Annotated in this window: 14 protein-coding genes; 6 read left to right on the top strand and 8 right to left on the bottom strand. The window is 42.8% G+C overall.

Features of this window, described 5'->3' with window-relative positions; genetic code table 11:
- Nucleotides 1–77: 77 nt before the first annotated feature.
- Complete coding sequence (gene xthA / locus H4W00_RS09425) at nucleotides 78–896, bottom strand: exodeoxyribonuclease III (RefSeq protein ID WP_209957585.1); 819 nt, start codon at nucleotides 894–896, stop codon at nucleotides 78–80.
- A gap of 185 nt (nucleotides 897–1,081) precedes the next feature.
- On the opposite strand from xthA, the gene H4W00_RS09430 reads away from it, so the two are divergent.
- Nucleotides 1,082–1,696, top strand: a complete 615-nt coding sequence (locus H4W00_RS09430; protein WP_209957587.1) for a hotdog domain-containing protein — start codon at nucleotides 1,082–1,084, stop codon at nucleotides 1,694–1,696.
- A gap of 696 nt (nucleotides 1,697–2,392) precedes the next feature.
- The gene (locus tag H4W00_RS09435; RefSeq protein ID WP_209957589.1) at nucleotides 2,393–4,084 is read left to right on the top strand and encodes an AMP-binding protein; all 1,692 of its coding nucleotides are present in this window, start codon (nucleotides 2,393–2,395) and stop codon (nucleotides 4,082–4,084) included.
- Nucleotides 4,085–4,265: 181 nt separating this feature from the next.
- On the opposite strand, the gene H4W00_RS09440 is transcribed toward H4W00_RS09435, so the two are convergent.
- From H4W00_RS09440 to sohB, 5 genes are all read right to left on the bottom strand, one after another.
- A complete protein-coding gene (locus H4W00_RS09440; RefSeq protein WP_209957591.1) occupies nucleotides 4,266–5,135 on the bottom strand; it encodes an SDR family oxidoreductase in 870 nt (289 codons plus the stop codon).
- Nucleotides 5,136–5,323: 188 nt separating this feature from the next.
- Nucleotides 5,324–6,076 (bottom strand): histidine phosphatase family protein, encoded by a 753-nt coding sequence (locus H4W00_RS09445; protein WP_209957594.1) that lies wholly within the window; start codon nucleotides 6,074–6,076, stop codon nucleotides 5,324–5,326.
- A gap of 144 nt (nucleotides 6,077–6,220) precedes the next feature.
- Nucleotides 6,221–7,645 carry a phosphotransferase family protein gene (locus tag H4W00_RS09450; RefSeq protein ID WP_334684935.1) on the bottom strand — a complete coding sequence of 475 codons (1,425 nt, stop codon included), beginning with the start codon at nucleotides 7,643–7,645 and terminating at the stop codon, nucleotides 6,221–6,223.
- Nucleotides 7,646–7,706: 61 nt separating this feature from the next.
- Nucleotides 7,707–8,954, bottom strand: coding sequence for an acyl-CoA dehydrogenase family protein (locus H4W00_RS09455; protein ID WP_209959134.1), 1,248 nt, complete (start codon nucleotides 8,952–8,954; stop codon nucleotides 7,707–7,709).
- Between the two features lie 460 nt (nucleotides 8,955–9,414).
- Nucleotides 9,415–10,404, bottom strand: coding sequence for a protease SohB (sohB, locus tag H4W00_RS09460; protein WP_334685004.1), 990 nt, complete (start codon nucleotides 10,402–10,404; stop codon nucleotides 9,415–9,417).
- Nucleotides 10,405–10,975: 571 nt separating this feature from the next.
- Between sohB and aspS the strand changes: the two genes are divergently transcribed.
- The 4 genes from aspS to H4W00_RS09480 all read left to right on the top strand — a co-directional run bounded on the left by aspS (nucleotide 10,976) and on the right by H4W00_RS09480 (nucleotide 15,873).
- Nucleotides 10,976–12,802, top strand: coding sequence for an aspartate--tRNA ligase (aspS, locus tag H4W00_RS09465; protein ID WP_209959137.1), 1,827 nt, complete (start codon nucleotides 10,976–10,978; stop codon nucleotides 12,800–12,802).
- Nucleotides 12,803–12,953: 151 nt separating this feature from the next.
- On the top strand, nucleotides 12,954–13,925 hold the full coding sequence (locus tag H4W00_RS09470; protein WP_209957599.1) for a lysophospholipid acyltransferase family protein: 972 nt from the start codon (nucleotides 12,954–12,956) through the stop codon (nucleotides 13,923–13,925).
- A gap of 251 nt (nucleotides 13,926–14,176) precedes the next feature.
- The gene (locus H4W00_RS09475) at nucleotides 14,177–14,893 is read left to right on the top strand and encodes a glycosyltransferase (RefSeq protein ID WP_209959140.1); all 717 of its coding nucleotides are present in this window, start codon (nucleotides 14,177–14,179) and stop codon (nucleotides 14,891–14,893) included.
- Nucleotides 14,894–15,012: 119 nt separating this feature from the next.
- Nucleotides 15,013–15,873, top strand: a complete 861-nt coding sequence (locus H4W00_RS09480) for a hypothetical protein (RefSeq protein ID WP_209957601.1) — start codon at nucleotides 15,013–15,015, stop codon at nucleotides 15,871–15,873.
- A gap of 5 nt (nucleotides 15,874–15,878) precedes the next feature.
- Here H4W00_RS09480 and H4W00_RS09485 read toward each other — a convergent pair whose 3' ends face one another.
- Together H4W00_RS09485 and H4W00_RS09490 are read right to left on the bottom strand one after the other, a co-directional pair.
- Entirely contained in the window at nucleotides 15,879–17,042 is a 1,164-nt protein-coding gene (locus tag H4W00_RS09485; RefSeq protein WP_209957604.1) for a glycosyltransferase, read from the bottom strand.
- Nucleotides 17,043–17,317: 275 nt separating this feature from the next.
- On the bottom strand, nucleotides 17,318–18,118 hold the full coding sequence (locus tag H4W00_RS09490; protein ID WP_209957606.1) for a glycosyltransferase family 25 protein: 801 nt from the start codon (nucleotides 18,116–18,118) through the stop codon (nucleotides 17,318–17,320).
- Nucleotides 18,119–18,527 lie beyond the last annotated feature (409 nt).

Here is an 18,527-nt window from a genome sequence, read left to right on the forward strand (position 1 = left end):
TATTAGATTATTAGCAATGCTTCATTAGCAATAAAATCGTTAATAGCATGCTCAGCTTAAGGTATTGGTTTAAGTTGTTAGCTCAAGTCAAATTCTGACCAAATCGGGGCATGGTCAGACGGTTTTTCCATCGCACGCAGCTCATAGCTGATACCGGCATCAACACATTGATCTTTTAAATCTGGGGTGCATAAAATATGGTCAATCCGTAAGCCGCGCTTAGGATCGTCATCGAAACCACGACTGCGGTAGTCAAACCAACTATATAGCTCGGTACTCTCTGGATAATGCAGACGATAGGTGTCTGTCAGCTCACGCGACATAAGGGTGTCATACCACTCACGCTCCTCGGGTAAGAACGAGGTTTTTCTATTCTTTAGCCAGCGCTTGGCATTAACCTCGCCAACGCCGATATCAATATCTTCTGGGGCGACATTCATATCACCCATGATAATCAGCGAGCGGCCTTCAGCTTTTAAGGTATCGATATACGCCGTCAAATCCGCATAGTAAGCGCGTTTCATCGGGAATTTGGTCGGATGGTCTTGGCTCTCCCCTTGCGGGAAATAGCCATTGAGCACATCAATCTCGCGCCCTTGTAGCACATACCGCGCATGAATAAAGCGCTTTTGTGCCTCTTCATCTTCACCAGGAAAGCCTTTTTGTACAAAAATAGGCGCAACTTTCGAGACCAGTGCTACCCCATAGTGCGCTTTTTGGCCAAAGTATTCGACGTGGTAGCCTAAACTTTCAATATTTTCGAGAGGAAATTGCTCATCATGGACTTTGGTCTCTTGTAGACCCATCACATCAGGATCGATTATGTCACGTACCGCCTCAAGCTGATGCTGGCGAGCACGAATACCATTGATATTAAAACAGACAAAACGGGTCATACATTATCCTATACTAGGTGATTTGAATACGGTGCTAATTCGAACATATGAATGGCTACAAGATATACAAATGATTATGGACCTAAAACGGTCTATTTGTTGCGTGCTTTTGACGGTTAGGCTACAGTAGAATGATAATTTATTACTATCACAACAACCTGCACTGTTTTTTATCGAGTAATTTTATGAAAACCCCTAAAATGACAACAACGACAAACTCGCCTGCAAATGCAGCATCGGCAACTAAAACTATGACCACGCCACTATTTGCTACCAACTATCATGTTTACATCAACCATACTGACGCTGGTGGCATAGTCTATCATGCCAATCATTTAGTGTTTTTTGAGAACTGCCGACGTGATTGGTTTACTGAACTCGGATTAAATGGCTATTTTTTACAGACCACAGATGGTCAAGTGCAACATTTTGTGGTGAGTGAGGCGCAGCTAAACTATCATCAGGCTATATTTTTAGATGAAGTGATTTCGGTACGTATTGATAAGGTTGAACTAAAACCTGCTAGTATTGTATTTTATCAAAGCATTCATCGTATATTAGCAGAAAATAAGTCAGTAGATAAATCCAAGTCTACCAATACCTTATTGAGCAGTACTAAGATCGTTATTGCCTGCGTCCAAAATCAGATAAATCCTACTCCATCAGTACAGCCATCCAATCAGGATTCAGTGGCGCCTACGGTAGTTGCTAGCGCTGCACCAATACGACTGATTCGAGTACCACAAGACCTACATGATAGCATTCAGCAAGCCATCACGCATCATGCTAGTGAGCAATGACCGCGGCTGATAAACACTAGTCTTGACTATACGCATAGTGGTACCCCTATTGGGAGCACCCCTACTAGTATCAATCCTATACCCAGGTTTTGTGATATTCAAGTATGCAGCGAGCGCTTCTCAGCGCCATTCACTATAAGCCATTCACTATAAATAGGTGCAAGTTTTGTCATCCGTACAATACTGATGCTTACTCTTATGTTGACGGCTGGCCTTGCTTGCTCATTTATCTATTTTATAGAGAGTAAATATTATTTTTCTGTCAATTAGTTAGCCTTCAGTGAGCCCTCGGCTACCCATATTAAAATTCGTCTATAAAACTATGTGTTATTTTTACATAGACTGTTCAGTTACAGCATACTAACACGCGATTTGGTTATAGCTATGCTAGTATCTTGCTAGAATACATAGTCATATTTATCTTAACTTTTAGTCAATAAAAACTTCAATTAATAAAACTTCAGTTAATAATGTTCGATCAGCAGTATGTAAACATAACTGTATGTTGAATTGTTAAAGTTGTTTAATAAATGAGCAATAATGATATAACATAGCCAGACCCTAGCAGTCCGTCAATGAATAAAAATGGTATCGCACTCAGCACGTCAGCGCTGATTCGTATTATTAGCATAGGCAGGACTGCTTCTTTATAACACCTTACCCAGTATTAATTATTAAATTTTGAGGACGCGGACAATGATAGTGAATAAACCTTGGCTGGCTTATTATCCTACCACTGTACCTAAAACAATTGACCCTGATAAGTATGGTAGCTTGATGGAGCTATACGAGGAGTGTTTTGATCGCTTCCGTTGGCAGCCTATGAGTATTTGTATGGATGTTACTCATAGTTATAACGAGGTTGATGAAGCATCGCTTGCGGTAGCGGCATGGTTACAGGCACAAGGTATTCCCAAGGGTAGTATCGTAGCGCTAATGATGCCAAACGTACCCCAGTACTTGCCAACTATGATTGGCATCCTGCGCGCAGGCTACGTCTGTACCCCTATCAATCCGTTATGTACGGGCCGTGAATTGCGCCATCAACTGAATGACTCCGGCGCTAAAATTATATTTATCATTGATAATTTTGCCCAAGCACTTGAGCAAGTGGTTGATGAGACTCCTATTAAGCGTATTGTCCTGTCAAAAATGGGCGATATGATGGGCTTAAAGGGAATTTTGGTTAACACCATTGTTCGTCAAGTCAAACGCTTAGTGCCTAAATATAAGCTCAATGATCCTAAGCATGAAGTGACCAAGTTCCCTGACGTGCTTAAAATGGGTAGAGACTTAACGTTTCAACAACCAACAATGGCCTTAGAGCAAACAGCCATATTGCAATATACCGGTGGTACGACCGGCCTACCCAAAGGGGTGATTTTAACCCAACGCAATATCGTGGCCGCTGGCCTACAATCCGAAGCATGGTACCGTCCTGTTACTTCAAATATTAATGAAGTCTATATCAATATGATTATGGCGTTACCGCTGTATCATACTTACGCCTTTATGCTTAGCCTGTTAAGCATGCGTTCAGGGTATACCTTTATATTGGTACCTAACCCGCGCGATATGCCAGGATTTATCAAAACTTTATCCAAGCAACCTTTTCATATATTCCCTGGCGTTAACACTATGTTTAAAGAGTTGCTTGATCAGCCACAATTTAAACAGCTGAACTTCACGTCACTGCGTATTTCTCAAGCGGGTGGGATGGCAGCAACTGAACAGACGGCAGCGCGCTGGCTCGAGGTTACTGGCTGCCCTATGATTGAAGGTTGGGGAATGACTGAAGGGTTGGCCGTAGGAACAGCAAACGTGGTCACTGACCGTAAGTTTAACGCCACGATAGGCATTCCAGGTCCTAGCGTTGATGTCATTGTGATTGATGAAGATAACGAGCGCGTTGGTGCTCATCAGTCGGGCGAAATGTGTATTAAAGGCCCTAACGTGACTTCTGGCTATTTCAATCGTGATAACAGTGATAGCTTTACCAAAGACGGTTACTTTCGTACCGGCGATATCGTCAGTATGGATGAAAGGGGCTACATTACCTTACTAGATCGCAAAAAAGATATGGTTTTGGTCTCGGGATTTAATGTTTACCCGAATGAAGTTGAATTGGTGATGCTGGACTGCGATGGCATTGTTGACTGTGCAGTAATCGGTGTTCCTGATGAGCGCCAAGGTGAAGCGGTCAAAATCTATATCGTTCGCACAGATAACAAGGTCACCAAAGAGACGGTTAAAGAATTTGCGCTGGATAATCTAACGGGCTATAAATGTCCCCGGTATATCGAGTTCGTTACTGAACTGCCAAAGAACAATATCGGCAAAGTGCTACGTCAAAAGTTGCGTGAACAGCATCTAGCAGATCATGGTTAAGACTGTTTATTCAACTGTCGTGTTTTATCGATAATAAATCATCAAAAAAGCCCTCCACATCACAATATAGAGGGCTTTTTATGGTCTTAATTTCAGTAGCATTTGCACAGTAGCATTCGCACAGTAATATTTGCACAGTAAGATAAGTCTAGCGATATCAGTGAGTCGATGTTCAATCCGCTTAGCTGATCTTATTAACCATACTTAATGGTAAACGCTTCATAGCTTGACCCACGATTGACCATGGCAGGCTTGGTACAGAAGCTTCTTCAACACCGGACTCAATCGCTGCCACCATAGCGGTAGTACCAGTAGCCGCATCGACTTCAAACGGCAGTTTTTGGGCTTTTTCATTAATCTCAGTACGAATATAACCCGGATAGATAGTAGAGACTTTAATAGGCAATTTGGTAAGCAGCATATCAGCGCGGATACCTTCTGCTAAATACGCCAAGCCCGCCTTACTGGCCCCATAAGTAGTTATGTGACCGGGCAGACCCCGCATCGCTGATATACTCGATATCACCACTAGATGACCACTGTTTTGTTCCCGGAATATTTGCATTGCCGCTTCACACTGCGCTAAGGCTGAAATAAAGTTAATCTCAGCCGTGTGGCGATTAATCTCAAAACGCCCTTTGCCAATGCGGCGACTGTCACCAACGCCGGCGTTCACTACGATCCGGTCAATATGACCAAAGTCCGCTTTGAACGCATCAAATACTTCAAATATAGCATCATAGTCACTAACATCTAAAACGCGGTGTTCAATACGAACCTCAGGATAGCGATCCATGAGCTCCGCTTTAAGTTGCTCTAAGCGTTCGGCACGGCGTGCACAGATTGCCAAATTGTAGCCTAACTTTGCGAATATCCGGGCCATGCCTTCGCCTAGTCCTGAGCTAGCACCAGTAATCAAAACCGTTTTGCCGCGGCCCACTTGCTGTTTGCCCAAGCCTTTTAAGTAGCGTGCAGGCTGAATGGCACTAAATGCTTGTTCTTTACCTTGTCTGGCTGTTTGGGTCATTAGGCTCATTAATTTATTTTGCATGGCAGTCCCTTGTATATCAAAATTAAAAAAGAATAAGACGCTACAAACCCAGTTTATAGCGTCTTGAAAGCATTTTGCTGTTTAAAAACATCTTGCTAAAAACAACCCATTATAAGGTTTATGTTTTTATACATAAGTACGGTTATGTATTAAAGACCAACTTTTTATTCTTACTATCGTCGGTCAGCTTATCGCCAAGTCACAAACCGCTTGCCATCAGCGAATAGATGGCTATATTCATTTACTGATAATAAGCGCGCAGACTGATCTTTTAGAGTGATCGCAGTAACGCCAGTATTAACCAAACTTTTATTAAGCTGATAAGCGACTTGACTGCCCTGTTGCAATAACTGCGATGTAATAGCGGCTATAACACCCCCTGAAGTGAAGACCAGCACCGTGCTATCTCGCTCTAAGTGGCTCAGATTTGTTATTTGTGAGCGCACCTGCTCCAGCGCTTGCTGCGCACGGACGTTGAACTGCGGCCAGCTTTCCACATAATCCGTATCATTGTCACCTGCATGCCAGCGCTGCATAGCACGATCAAACAGCTCAGCTAGGCGGGTGTTTGGGGCATCAGCTTTGGCCAGCTCAGCTGCAACCACAGCCCGACTGATAAAGGCGGGGTCAGACTTGATAAACACATCTTTATGATTAAACTCATCAAAAACCGGCAACACATAGCTGTCAGGCGCTTCAATATTTATGATCGATGACTCAGCACCACCAGCTACTGATGGCTGATAAGCCTCCCAAAAACAGCGGGCAGAATCCTGTTGCCGTAGCAAACTACCGGTAAAAATAGCATCGATTCGGCGCTGGGTAGTCGCGTAATGCTGACCGAGCAGACGCGCTTGTGTTCCACCCAACTCTGAGAGCTGATCGTAATTTTCTTGTCCAAATGATGCTTGACCATGGCGGGCTAAAAGTATGGTTGTCATAGTGATACTGCCTAGTTTTAGGTTAGCTATTCTTGATTTACTTATTTGTAAAACGTCTATTGGTAGCTAGAATGCTAGCTACTGTCATAATGCTTATAGTCTAAGACCTTAAGCGCAAGAGTATTGCCCCGTAAAATGCTGACACTATTTAGGTGTCGCATCAAAATAGCTTTTTGGCAAAATACCTTTAATGACTGACTGTACCGGGCTTGGTAACTTTTCAATAGTCGCCGCATCAACACCCATATCTTGCAGGTGGGGTTGCACATGACTGGTAAACAACGCATCCCCTTCATACTTGGCAATGAGTTTGAGGCATTTGGCGTGTAAGACATGAACGATAATCCAAAAGTTTTTAAAGGCCGGATTAGTGGTTTGCTTATGATAGTAGCGATAGTAGATTTGCTGCACAATACCGGCTAAGCGGAACAAGCCAAACACTTCATAAAAGGTCCAGTTATCAATCTGTAAGCCAGTCTTCTCAAGGTAATAGTCGACCACTTCATCGCGGGTCATCATCCCTTCTAGATGGGTCGGCTGACGGCGCGATTGCTGCATAATGCTATTATCATCCGCTTCAATCCAATAAGCCAAGGCACTGCCTAAATCCATTAAAGGATCACCAATGGTTGCCATTTCCCAATCTAACACCCCAATCACCTTAGTCGGGTTATCAGCATCCAAAATTACATTGTCAAAGCGCCAGTCATTATGAATAACGCAGGTACTACTATCAGCAGGCGTATGCTTAGTGAGCCATTGGCGTACTAGTGCAAAGCTTGGTACATTAGGGGTTTTTGCTTTGACATAGCGTTTATCCCAGCCACTTACTTGCCGCTCGCAATAGCCGTCACCACGACCTAGCGCTACCAGATCAGGATGATCCTGATAATCAACTTGATGTAGCTCAACTAAAGCATCGATGACATTGGTGCATAATTCGCGGGTTTGTGCGGGGTCAAAATCAATACCTTTGGGCAAATTAGCACGTGGAATGATACCGGCCATACGTTCCATAACATAAAAATCAGCGCCAATAATCGCTTCATCAGTACATAGTGCGAGCATTTTTGGTACATAAGGATAGGCATCGGCAAGTGCTTTTTGGACGGTATATTCGCGCACCATATCATGAGCAGATTTGGCCTTGGTACCCTTGGGTGGGCGACGCAATATTAGGTCTTGGCCCTCATGTTGACTGTCATACTGTAAACGATATGTCCAATTTGATGCGCCACCTGAAAACTGGGTAACGGTAGGTTCGCCAACTACCTCAACACCTTGGCCACGCAGCCAATGGCTGACAGCTTGGGCATCGAGTTCTTCGCCATCACGAATAGCGCCCCCTTTATCTAATAACTCATTCAAGGACTTGTTTAGTACTTGCTGATCTCGTGCTTGCTCATCTTGTACCTGCTCATCTTGTACCTGGTCACCTACTGTGACTTTTTTATCAGTATTAATGTCAGTATTAATATCAGTGTCGTTATTGCTGTTGCTGTTGCTGTTGCTGTTGCTGTTGCCACTATCGTTGATAGCATTGTTCTCAGTGTCACTATCATTTGCCATGCGATGCTCCTTATCATTTAGCATATTATTTTTTACTTAGGCTATTTTAATTGCTGGTTCATTACGCTTTAGGCTTAGAAGGACGACTGAAGCCTTGACGCTTTAGCTCTAGTTTGGCAATCATGGTTTTATGCACTTCATCAGGGCCATCCGCTAAGCGTAGCGCCCTTGCCTGCGCAAAAAAGCTCGGTAGCATGGTATCTTGGCAGACACCCATACCGCCATAGATTTGAATTGCCATATCGACCACTTCTTGTAATACGGTAGGTGCCACTACTTTAATCGCTGATATTTCAGTCAATGCCGCTTTAGTCCCCTGGCTGTCCATTTTTTGCGCCGCATATAGTGTTAGTAGACGGGCTTGGTCAATCTTAATACGGGCTTCAGCAATGCGTTCTAGATTGCCCCCTAGTTGTAGTAGAGGTTTGCCAAAGGCAGTACGACTCATGCCCCGATGAATGGCAAGCTCTAATGACTTTTCGGCCGCGCCAACACAGCGCATACAATGATGAATCCGGCCTGGCCCTAAACGGCCTTGGGCAATCTCAAAGCCCATCCCCGCCCCACCAATAAAACGGGTAACCGGCACACGCACATCGGTAAAGCTGACCTCGCCATGACCATGCGGGGCATCATAATCACCAAATACTTTTAGCATGCGTTCAATCTTAACCCCAGCAGTGTTAGCAGGTACTAATACCATGGAGTGTTGATGATGGCGGTCTTTACTGTCATCAGGCGTATAAGCCATCACAATCAGTAGATTAACCGCCGGATCACCAAGACCAGAGGACCACCATTTACTACCGTTGATAACGATTTCATCACCTGCAACCACAGCAGTTGCCTGCATATTGGTGGCATCACTGGACGCCACATCAGGCTCAGTCATACAAAATACCGAGCGAGTCTTACCAGCCAATAACGGTGTTAACCACTGATCTTGCTGCTGTTGAGTGCCATAGCGCCACAACAGTTCCATATTGCCACTGTCCGGTGCATTACAGTTAAAGACATACGGCGCCAATAAGCTGCGTCCTGTCAGCTCTGCAATGGGCGCGTAATCCGTCACTGATAGCCCAGCACCTAGCTCATCGTCTGGCAAGAATAAATTCCAAAGCCCCGCCTCGCGCGCTTGCGTACGCAGTGCCTCATATTTTTCTGGCCACTGCCAATTGCGCCAATTGCCATCAGGATTTTGTTCATGGCAGTCTTGCCAAAATTGGGCTTCAATCGGCTCAATATAAGTGGCAATAAAGTCTTTGACTTGTGCATGCATGGCTTGACCATGTGGGGTGGCGGTAAACATTAGGGTGGATGCTGTAGACATAGTGAACTTCCTCTTCCTTGTTGGATATTTTTAGTTGCTGATTTTTAAATGAGATATCTTAATTATTAAAGCTATATTGCTGATAAAAACCAGACTTTTTTGCCTGCTTAATAGCAGCCTACTCCCCGACGCCAAAAGACATATTATGTCGTTCAATCAGCCGTCCTTTTGGTCTGCCGCCAATTTTTATCATACATAACGCCGACATCCTGTCTTCTTAATACGGGTCTAATCGCTTCAAAGCTGTCTATTTATAGCATACTCACTATTATGAAGCAGCAAAAAGGCGCGACCGGCTAGGCCACGCCTTTAAGAGTTCTGATTAACTTACTGAAGATAATGACATAAATCAATATTTATAATCACATCTTAACCACGAGAATAGCGCTTAATGCTTAATGCTTAATGCTTAATGCTTAATGCTTAATGCTTAAACTTATTACTTTAAGATGTTTAAGCGACTATTGAAGTCAAAACGCATTAGAGCATCAGGTAATTTATCAACTGCCATACTGAGCGTGGCTTCAGCCGCTTGCGACAGCCCTAACTTCTCTGCCAAGGTTGGCTTTTGGCGTGAATGTAACGCATAGACTTCATTATTGTCCATCAAATTTAAAATGTAGCTGTCAGACGTTTGCAGGCTATCGATCAAGTTAAGAGCCAATGCATCTTCACCATACCAATGCTCACCGGTAGCGACTTTATCTATATCAAGAGTTGGACGATAAGTATTCACAAAATGCTTAAATAATTGATGGGTCTGTTCCAGCTCTTCTTGATACTTGGCACGGTCTTCATCATCATTTTCACCGAACACGGTTACGGTGCGCTTATAATCGCCTGCGGTAAACATTTCATAATCAACATCGTGATTTTTGAGCCATTTATGAAAATTGGGTAATTGCGACACCACACCGATAGAACCAATAATTGCAAATGGCGCGGCAACGATATTGTCCGCCACACAAGCCATCATGTAGCCACCACTGGCAGCGACTTTATCGACACATACTGTCAGTTTGAAACCCGCCTCTTTTAGGCGAGCCAACTGCGCTGCTGCTAGCCCATAACCATGTACCAAACCACCGCCTGATTCGAGGCGGACGACCACTTCATCACCTTTATTAGCGGTACTGATTAGCGTACTAATCTCTTCGCGTAGGTGCTTGACCGCTGTCGCTTTAATATCACCATCAAAGTCGAGTACAAAGACTTGCTGGTTGTCGTGTTTGCCTTTGGCTTTATTTTTTGACGCTTGCTTGGCTTGTTTGGCCATACTTTTTTTGAGCTGTTTCAGTGCCGCTTTGCCTTGCGTGGCTTCCATTACATCTTGGCGGCGTTGCGCTTGGGTCTTGTTAAGATGCATAACTTTGAGTTCAACAGGGTTTTTAGGAGGATGAAATAGCATAAAAATAATTCCTTTAATAATTAAAATGATGGCCGTCTTTTATCAATAATTTTTGTGAATAATGTTATAGACGTCATCCTGATATGCGCGCAGTAACGCGGGTTTTCAAGCATGGAGATAATATTTAATCAGTGACTAACTTTGCTGAAAGATAGCTTGCTGACATCGTATTTCTAGGTTTTGAATCTATTGGTATAGTTGTATAACAAAGGCAGTTTAGGCATAATATGCGTTTACATCTATTTTTATGCCGCCAACGTGATGACTGTTTGTCTTGAATGCGTTGTATATGCTATTTTTTGAGGGCATCGATTAAGGATATTAATGAATGCTAGTACTCCTCAAAGTAACAACGCCCATAGCCAATGAGATTGCACTATTAACCAAGCGGGCCTTATTTTTTAGTACTGAATTAACACTGAATGAGTACTGAATGAGCGCTGAAATTTTTGGTGCTCATAGGCCCTGCCGACTGTCGCTAAATTGGCCGAAAGCAGATAACTTTGGTTGAAAACAGATAACGATGGCAGCATTATTGTACTTTGAATTGGGCTGATAACTGGAAAATTATATTATGACGCAAAGCGAAATGATGATGCACAGCGAATACCGGGACGAATATTGCGGGGCTGTAACCGAAAGCTTGTTAGAGCAAACCATTAGTATCGTCGGCTGGGTACATCGTCGCCGTGATCACGGTGGGGTGATTTTCTTAGACATGCGTGATCGCGCCGGTATTCTACAGGTAGTTGTGGATCCCGATACCCCAGAAGCCTTTGCTATTGCTGATGTTGTGCGTCCTGAATATGTACTTAAAATTACTGGCCGCGTTCGTCGCCGTTACGAGGGTACTGAAAACGCCAATATGACCAGTGGTCAAGTTGAGCTATTAGGCAAAGAAATTGAAGTCCTAGCTAAATCTGAAACCCCGCCGTTCCCGCTAAATGATGAGAACACCACGGTTTCAGAAGAACTACGCCTGAAGTATCGTTATCTTGATATGCGCCGCCCGCAAATGCAAGATCGCATGGTCTTTCGTGCCAAAGCCACTTCATCGATTCGCCGTTATTTAGACGATCACGGCTTCTTGGATGTTGAGACCCCTATTCTGACCAAGGCCACTCCTGAGGGCGCTCGAGATTATCTCGTACCTTCGCGTACGCGTCCGGGTAGCTTCTTTGCTTTGCCGCAGTCGCCCCAGTTATTTAAGCAACTGTTGATGGTGGCAGGTTTTGATCGTTATTATCAAATTGCCAAGTGCTTCCGCGATGAAGACTTGCGTGCCGATCGTCAGCCTGAATTTACCCAAGTGGATATTGAGACTTCTTTTCTTAACGAAGAAGAGATCATGAATATCAACGAAGGTCTCATTAAGCACGTATTTAAGACCATGTTGGACGTTGAATTTGAGCAGTTTCCGCGGATGACTTACTTCGAGGCCATGCGTGACTATGCGTCAGACAAACCTGACTTACGTATTCCATTGAAGTTGGTCGATGTCGCAGATCTTATGCAAAGCGTTGATTTCAAAGTCTTCGCCGGCCCTGCTAACGACCCTAAAGGCCGTGTGGCAGCGCTACGTATTCCTAATGGTAGTTCCATTAGCCGTAAGCAAATTGATGAATATACTAAGTTTGTTGGTATCTATGGCGCACGTGGTTTGGCTTATATTAAAGTCAACGATGCCAGTAACATCAACAATGGCGTGGATAAAGAGTCAGGCTTACAATCACCAATCATCAAAAATATGACTGATGACGTGCTTGCTAGCCTCATTGAACGCACTGGCGCCCAAGATGGCGATATTATCTTCTTTGGTGCGGATAAAGCCAAGGTTGTGAATGATGCAATGGGTGCGCTTCGTCAAAAAATTGGTCTTGATCTTGAGATGGCTACTTGTCAGTGGGCGCCACTATGGGTGACTGACTTCCCAATGTTTGAAGAAACTGACGATGGCAAATGGACCTCAATGCATCACCCATTTACCAAGCCTAAAGGCTCAGTTGAAGAATTGAAAGACAATCCAGCAACGGCTCTTTCTATCGCCTATGATATGGTACTGAATGGTACTGAAATCGGTGGCGGTAGCTTACGTATCAATACGCTTGAGATGCAGAAAGCGGTATTTGAAGCCCTGGGTATCGACGAGCAAGAAGCCGAAGATAAGTTTGGCTTCTTGCTGGACGCCTTGAAATTTGGTGCGCCGCCGCATGGTGGTTTGGCATTTGGTTTAGATCGCTTAATTATGCTCATGGTAGATGCCAGCTCCATTCGTGATGTGATAGCATTCCCAAAAACCAAAACAGCAGAGTGTCCATTGACCCAAGCGCCAGCTGAAGTTGACAGCAGACAACTACGTGAGCTTGGTATCCGTGTGCGTGAAAAAGTGCAGGCTGACACTAACAAACCTGCCCAATAAATGGTCTAGTTATGCACAGATATTTGTTATGGTGTAATCAAAATCTACAATGGGACACCTTAAACCAAAGTTCTTTGTATTGCAGATTTTTGCAATATAAAGAACGGCACTGTGTCCTATCACCATATGACTCATTATCATGTGAGCAGCCATGAATCCGTTTCATATTTTTAAAGTCGTGCCATTGTCTGTGTTACAGATATTGGCACGTTTTGTTGCTTGGATAATGGTGTTACTACCCAATCTCAGTATCGTGCGTACTATTGATATTAATTTAGCGCTAATCACCCCCGCCTTATCTGCTGCCCAAAAACAAACTATAATGAAAGACATCGTCAGGCATCAATGTCTGAGTAGCGTCGAGTCCATGAAAAGCTGGGCCATGCCGCCTAAATGGAGCATCGCACAAATTCGTGACGTGCATAATAAAGACATTTTGCTAGAGGGATTGGCCAATCCCAATGGCATGCTAGCCATCGTGCCGCACCTAGGTACCTGGGAGATGATGAATGCGTGGCTTAATCAGTTTGGCTCACCTACCATCATGTATAAGCCCGTTAAAGGTAAGGTCATCAACGACTTTATACTACAGGGCCGAGCGCGACTTAACGCAACCTTAGTACCGACCGACGGTAGCGGCGTCAAAGCTATTTTTAAGACTCTTAAGCAAGGCGGCTTTAGCATTGTCCTACCTGACCATGTCCCTGACCCTTCAGGCGGCGTAATCGTGCCCTTCTTTGGGGTTGAAACCTTGACCAGTACCTTGGCCTCGAAACTGGCTAGCAAAACCAAATGCGCCTTAGTCGGTGTGTCTTGTATTCGCCGTGATGATGGCTGTGGTTTCGATATATTTTGCTATAAACTCGATAACCCTGCGCTGTATGATCGTGACGCGGCGACTTCTACCCATGCCTTAAATCAAGCCATGGAGCAGATGATCGAGGACAGACTCAGTCATTATATGTGGGGTTATCGGCGCTTTAAGCATATACCTGGCTTAAATAATCCTTACAATACCACTGAAAGTGCGCTGGCAGATTTTATTCGGGTTAGTCATTTTAAATCCTCGGCTCAATCTGGCCACGACGACAGTAAAAATAACGTAGACTATGATAATTGGTAATACAATGTACATAGTGAATATTCACAAATAATAAATATTTGAATGTCTAGGCATATCAATAATTTAAGCCATACTAATAATACTCCTATCTGTAAGCCTTGTAGTATTCCTAAGCCTTCTGGCTTTTTAAATCATTAACTCCTTATTCCCATCAATACGAGCGTACCATGGCAACTGACGTAACTGAAACCTCATCGACTGGCCAAACTCAAACAGATAGCAGTACGCCTGAGCAGCGCTATATTATCTGTATGAAATGGGGTGACAAGTATGGACCTGAGTACGTCAACCGCCTATATAATATGGTCAATCGACATCTAACGCTAGACTTTCAGATGGTCTGCTTGACCGACGACAGTACTGGCATTGATCCTGCTATACAATGCTATCCGATACCTGAGCTTAATTTACCACCAGGTCCTGAACGCGGTTGGAAAAAACTAACTACCTTTAAGCACGATCTGTATGATCTTAAAGGTACCGCCCTGTTTTTAGATATTGATATTGTGATCGTTGATAATATAGACGGCTTCTTTACCCACAAGGCTGAGTATGAGGATAGCGTGGTCATCATTCGTGACTGGAAAAAGCCATGGCGGATGATTGGTAACAGCTCTGTCTATCGTTTCAATGTGGGCATGGACACCTACCCTGACCTACTCGATAGCTTTGAGCGTAATTTTGAGACTATTCGTCTGCAAGTTCGCCATGAACAAGCTTATCTCTCTAACTACTTGCGTGAGCACCACCATCTAGAGTATTGGGATAAAACCTGGTGTGTTAGCTTTAAGTATCAATGTGTTGCACCGATCCCTTTTAACTTATTACGCGCACCGATCCTACCTAAGGGCGCAAAAATCGTTGTCTTCCATGGTGAGATCAACCCACCAGACGCTATTAATGGCGGCGGTGGTAAATGGTACCGTCATGTCAAGCCCAGTCCATGGCTAAAAGCATACTGGCAATAAGCTAAGTTTGATCGCTTATTATCTTTTAGCCCTATGGAACAAACTACAATTAGTGAGCATGCTAGCTATGAAAACAGACAATTGCACAACATGGTTGAGAGCAACGAGTGGAAAATAATATGGTGTTAACTTGGGGGCTACCGCCTACCGCTAGATTCAATATTAATAACCAACTGATTACCATCCGTGCTTTTGATGCCAATGACGCACAGCAAAGCCTGCATAAACAAGCAGTCAATATTATCGCCTCTGGCCCTTCTATTGCCAGCTTAGCGTTCTCAGAAATGCTAGATGACCCTACTATTTTTGTCAACGGCAGTATTAGCCTCATTGATCAGTATGAGTTCACCGAAGTCGTCGGTTATGTGATTAGTGATGCGCGCTTTATTCACCATCAGCCTGAGATCTTACGAAAACATTATACCGGCCAGCCTTTGTATGCAACCTTGGCTGTATTAGAGGCAATGGCAGTAACCCACCCTGATATCATGCGCACTTATCATGCAGCTATACGTGTGTTATACCCTGTCGATCGGCCTTGGGGGGTCAAGTCAAATCGGCTGTTATTTAGTAAATTAGCTTTTAGAAAAAAATTACTCAATAAAAAAAAGCCGTTGTCCTACTTTACAGATCATCCAAACTTTATTATTGATAGTAGTCATAAGCCTAACCCCGTTGGCGCCTCTCTTAATATTACTTATGGCTTTGTAGAAGCCGGAACTGTCACCTATGTGGCAACCCAATTAGCATTCTCACGCCATGCTTCGACCATTCATCTGTACGGAATTGATCTGCTTAATAGTAGTCAGCCGCGGTTTTACGAAAATGAAGACAATAGCGCACCGAGTAAACTTGATAAAGCGATTCGCGATCGTATCGTGCCATCGTTTAATTTATTGGGTAAGGCCTACAAAGAGCACGGCGTATCAGTGATTAATCACTCGCCTGTTTCTAAATTCTTATTCGACGGTTTGGATTAATCCTGTCATTTCTTTCTCTCTAACACCTCACCAAACTCTAAATATTGCCGAGCGACATGCTTGGGTAATAGCTGCTGATTGAAGGGTACTTTATAGTGCGCTATATTCTCTACTGCCTGAATTATTAGCTGTGCTAATGCGTCGATGTCCCCTACTGGTACTAAGTTCTGTTCAGGTAATAACTCTCTTGGGCCAAATGGACAATCCGTACTAATCACTGAAACACCTAATACTTGCGCCTCGACAATCACATAACCAAACCCTTCAAATTTGGAGGTCAGTACTAGTAATGCTGCGCCGGCAATTAATGGATAAGGATTGGCCTGAAACCCCAAAAACTTAACGCTATCAGCAATACCCAGTTCCATAGCCAACTGTTTAATCTCATCTTCAAGCTTGCCTTTACCCACCAATACCAGAGGTAGCTTTGGTTTGGTTTGGGCATAGGCTTGCAACAAGTCTTGATGACCTTTCATAATATCAAACGATGCCACATGAATCAGATAGCCTTTGACGGTTAAACCAAATTGATCGATAGTCGGCGACAATGCTGCTGCTCTTTTGATTTCATAGACATCACATGGGTTATAAATAGTTGTCGTTCTATGAGCCTCAACTACATTGTCAGCCCCATTATTAGCTCTATATTCATGGTTGCCTATAAGCGCTAGTAAATCCTTACGTGCACCATCACTAACACAGCTACAAGGATGAGCGCCATATACCATTGTCAAATGCGCGATAATTTGAGCAGGTGTGGTTGCTAGCTGATCTTGGAATTGTCTGGATAACGCAGTATGTAATACATTGACAATATTTGGCAGGTTGCTATAGGCCATAATCCAGTTTACTTTGTAGATGTTGGCTAATATTAGATTCGGCACCCCTATGTTTTGTAAAACATAATCATCTATGCGTTTGGCAACTACTTTATAAGCCGCCGCTTGCTCAGAGCTTTCTTCAAAGACCGCAGGATTATGGGCCTGATTGTACGGTACCACATGATGTTGGACACGAGGATCTAGTGGCATATCTTGAGTATCTTCTAGACAAAGTACATGAACACGATAATCCATCTTCACATAAACACGCGCTAATGTGGTTACCATACGTTCAGCACCACGGCCTTCTAGGGCTTTTAATATCAGCAAAATAATAGGTTGGCTCATAGAGGTCTTTATATTACTCAATAGTTAGCAAACAAATATTAATAGCTGGTGGTAAACAAATATAATTTGGTTTGGCAAGCTTGTTTTTAGGCAAAGATAACTCTTTAACTCATTTTGCTACTTGTCTAGATATAGCTATCGATACCTCTGATGAAACAAAGCTTATTAGCATGTTCTTTGGCGTCACTTAAAGCTTTATAGCTTTGAGATCGTCGCCTATATCGCAGCGAGCTCAACACTCTGGTAATGTAATACTGAATAGTAATCAACCACAATTATTCTTTATAATTAATTTTCTTTGTTCTGTAACCCTGTAAAGCTAGAAATATCTTGAGAGGACATTCTTTTAACTGTTTCTGTAATCTCATTAATTCTCTGTTAAATTTCGTAGAAGGCTTAGGCTTTACGATAGTTTGCAGTGGTATCCTTTCATCCTCAAGTACACTATCAAACTTTACTTCATGTTCATTGTAAATCTTATCTTGAATACATATTGCAGGAGACAGCTGATAAACCCTTTGTTCATTACCAGCAACGAGTTGACTAAATACTAAATGATCAACTGGGCAGTCTATACCTTGCTCCTGCACTATGGACAGTAGTTTTGCAGCACCTTTATGGCTAATAATATAGCCTGCCGTACCCATATGAGGACTCTTTATATGACAGAGCCTATGTGGTGGTAAGACATTCACACCGTTATCGATAACCACGTTATCATACATAGTCTCAAGTTTAATGACATCAAAATCATTGGGTAACCAATCAAGCGTATCTAAAATCTCCTTAGCATTCTTAGAAAAGTAAATATCATCTTCAAACACTATTAAGTAAGGTAGTTTTTGCATTACGACTTGCTGCCACAAACAATAATGACTGAGATAACAGGCCACCTCGCCCACAGATACTTTGTCTAAATTGGCTATAATTTCGTATTTTTTTAAAATATCAGGCACTTGTAACTTATTAATAGCATCAAAGTATCTGAAATTGAGCTTATTTTTTGCAAACAAAGCATTGATATGCTGGCGGCGCTCTTGGTCACTTATAAGACTAACGACAAATATATTTTTCATTAAGGCAACTTTATTTATTTTGATTAAACCACTATCGTATGTAGACTGTTCTAAGAAAGTATAATTGTATGATAAAAAATGATGCTCTACCAGAAAGTTCGGTAGTGTTTAATGAGTGCTTTTTAAATAAAATTTTTAAAGATGATAACATTGGAAGTTCTTTAAGGCTTTTAGTTTTAGAAAAATAATATGTAGAGTCATAGGTTTCTCTATGTAATTTTTTGATGGTTATGTCTTATATTTATGTAAATAATGTGATTAATCAGTTAGTTATAACTAAAATTTTGTAGCCTTACTGTTTTAATATTATCACAAACACAGTATTTATATCTTAAAATGAATATATAGGGTTAGATAAATAGATTGGCTTTATTGACCAATATTTAGATATTTATCTAGCCATAATTAT

The organism is Psychrobacter sp. PL19, assembly GCF_017875835.1.
GTDB lineage: Bacteria > Pseudomonadota > Gammaproteobacteria > Pseudomonadales > Moraxellaceae > Psychrobacter.

Excerpts from the sequence above, each read along its gene's own strand:
- xthA (WP_209957585.1), bottom strand. The coding sequence starts at position 896 with ATGACCCGTTTTGTCTGTTTTAATATCAATGGTATTCGTGCTCGCCAG.
- H4W00_RS09430 (WP_209957587.1), top strand. The coding sequence starts at position 1,082 with ATGAAAACCCCTAAAATGACAACAACGACAAACTCGCCTGCAAATGCA.
- H4W00_RS09435 (WP_209957589.1), top strand. The coding sequence starts at position 2,393 with ATGATAGTGAATAAACCTTGGCTGGCTTATTATCCTACCACTGTACCT.
- H4W00_RS09440 (WP_209957591.1), bottom strand. The coding sequence starts at position 5,135 with ATGCAAAATAAATTAATGAGCCTAATGACCCAAACAGCCAGACAAGGT.
- H4W00_RS09445 (WP_209957594.1), bottom strand. The coding sequence starts at position 6,076 with ATGACAACCATACTTTTAGCCCGCCATGGTCAAGCATCATTTGGACAA.
- H4W00_RS09450 (WP_334684935.1), bottom strand. The coding sequence starts at position 7,645 with ATGGCAAATGATAGTGACACTGAGAACAATGCTATCAACGATAGTGGC.
- H4W00_RS09455 (WP_209959134.1), bottom strand. The coding sequence starts at position 8,954 with ATGTTTACCGCCACCCCACATGGTCAAGCCATGCATGCACAAGTCAAA.
- aspS (WP_209959137.1), top strand. The coding sequence starts at position 10,976 with ATGATGCACAGCGAATACCGGGACGAATATTGCGGGGCTGTAACCGAA.
- H4W00_RS09470 (WP_209957599.1), top strand. The coding sequence starts at position 12,954 with ATGAATCCGTTTCATATTTTTAAAGTCGTGCCATTGTCTGTGTTACAG.
- H4W00_RS09475 (WP_209959140.1), top strand. The coding sequence starts at position 14,177 with ATGAAATGGGGTGACAAGTATGGACCTGAGTACGTCAACCGCCTATAT.
- H4W00_RS09480 (WP_209957601.1), top strand. The coding sequence starts at position 15,013 with ATGGTGTTAACTTGGGGGCTACCGCCTACCGCTAGATTCAATATTAAT.
- H4W00_RS09485 (WP_209957604.1), bottom strand. The coding sequence starts at position 17,042 with ATGAGCCAACCTATTATTTTGCTGATATTAAAAGCCCTAGAAGGCCGT.
- H4W00_RS09490 (WP_209957606.1), bottom strand. The coding sequence starts at position 18,118 with ATGAAAAATATATTTGTCGTTAGTCTTATAAGTGACCAAGAGCGCCGC.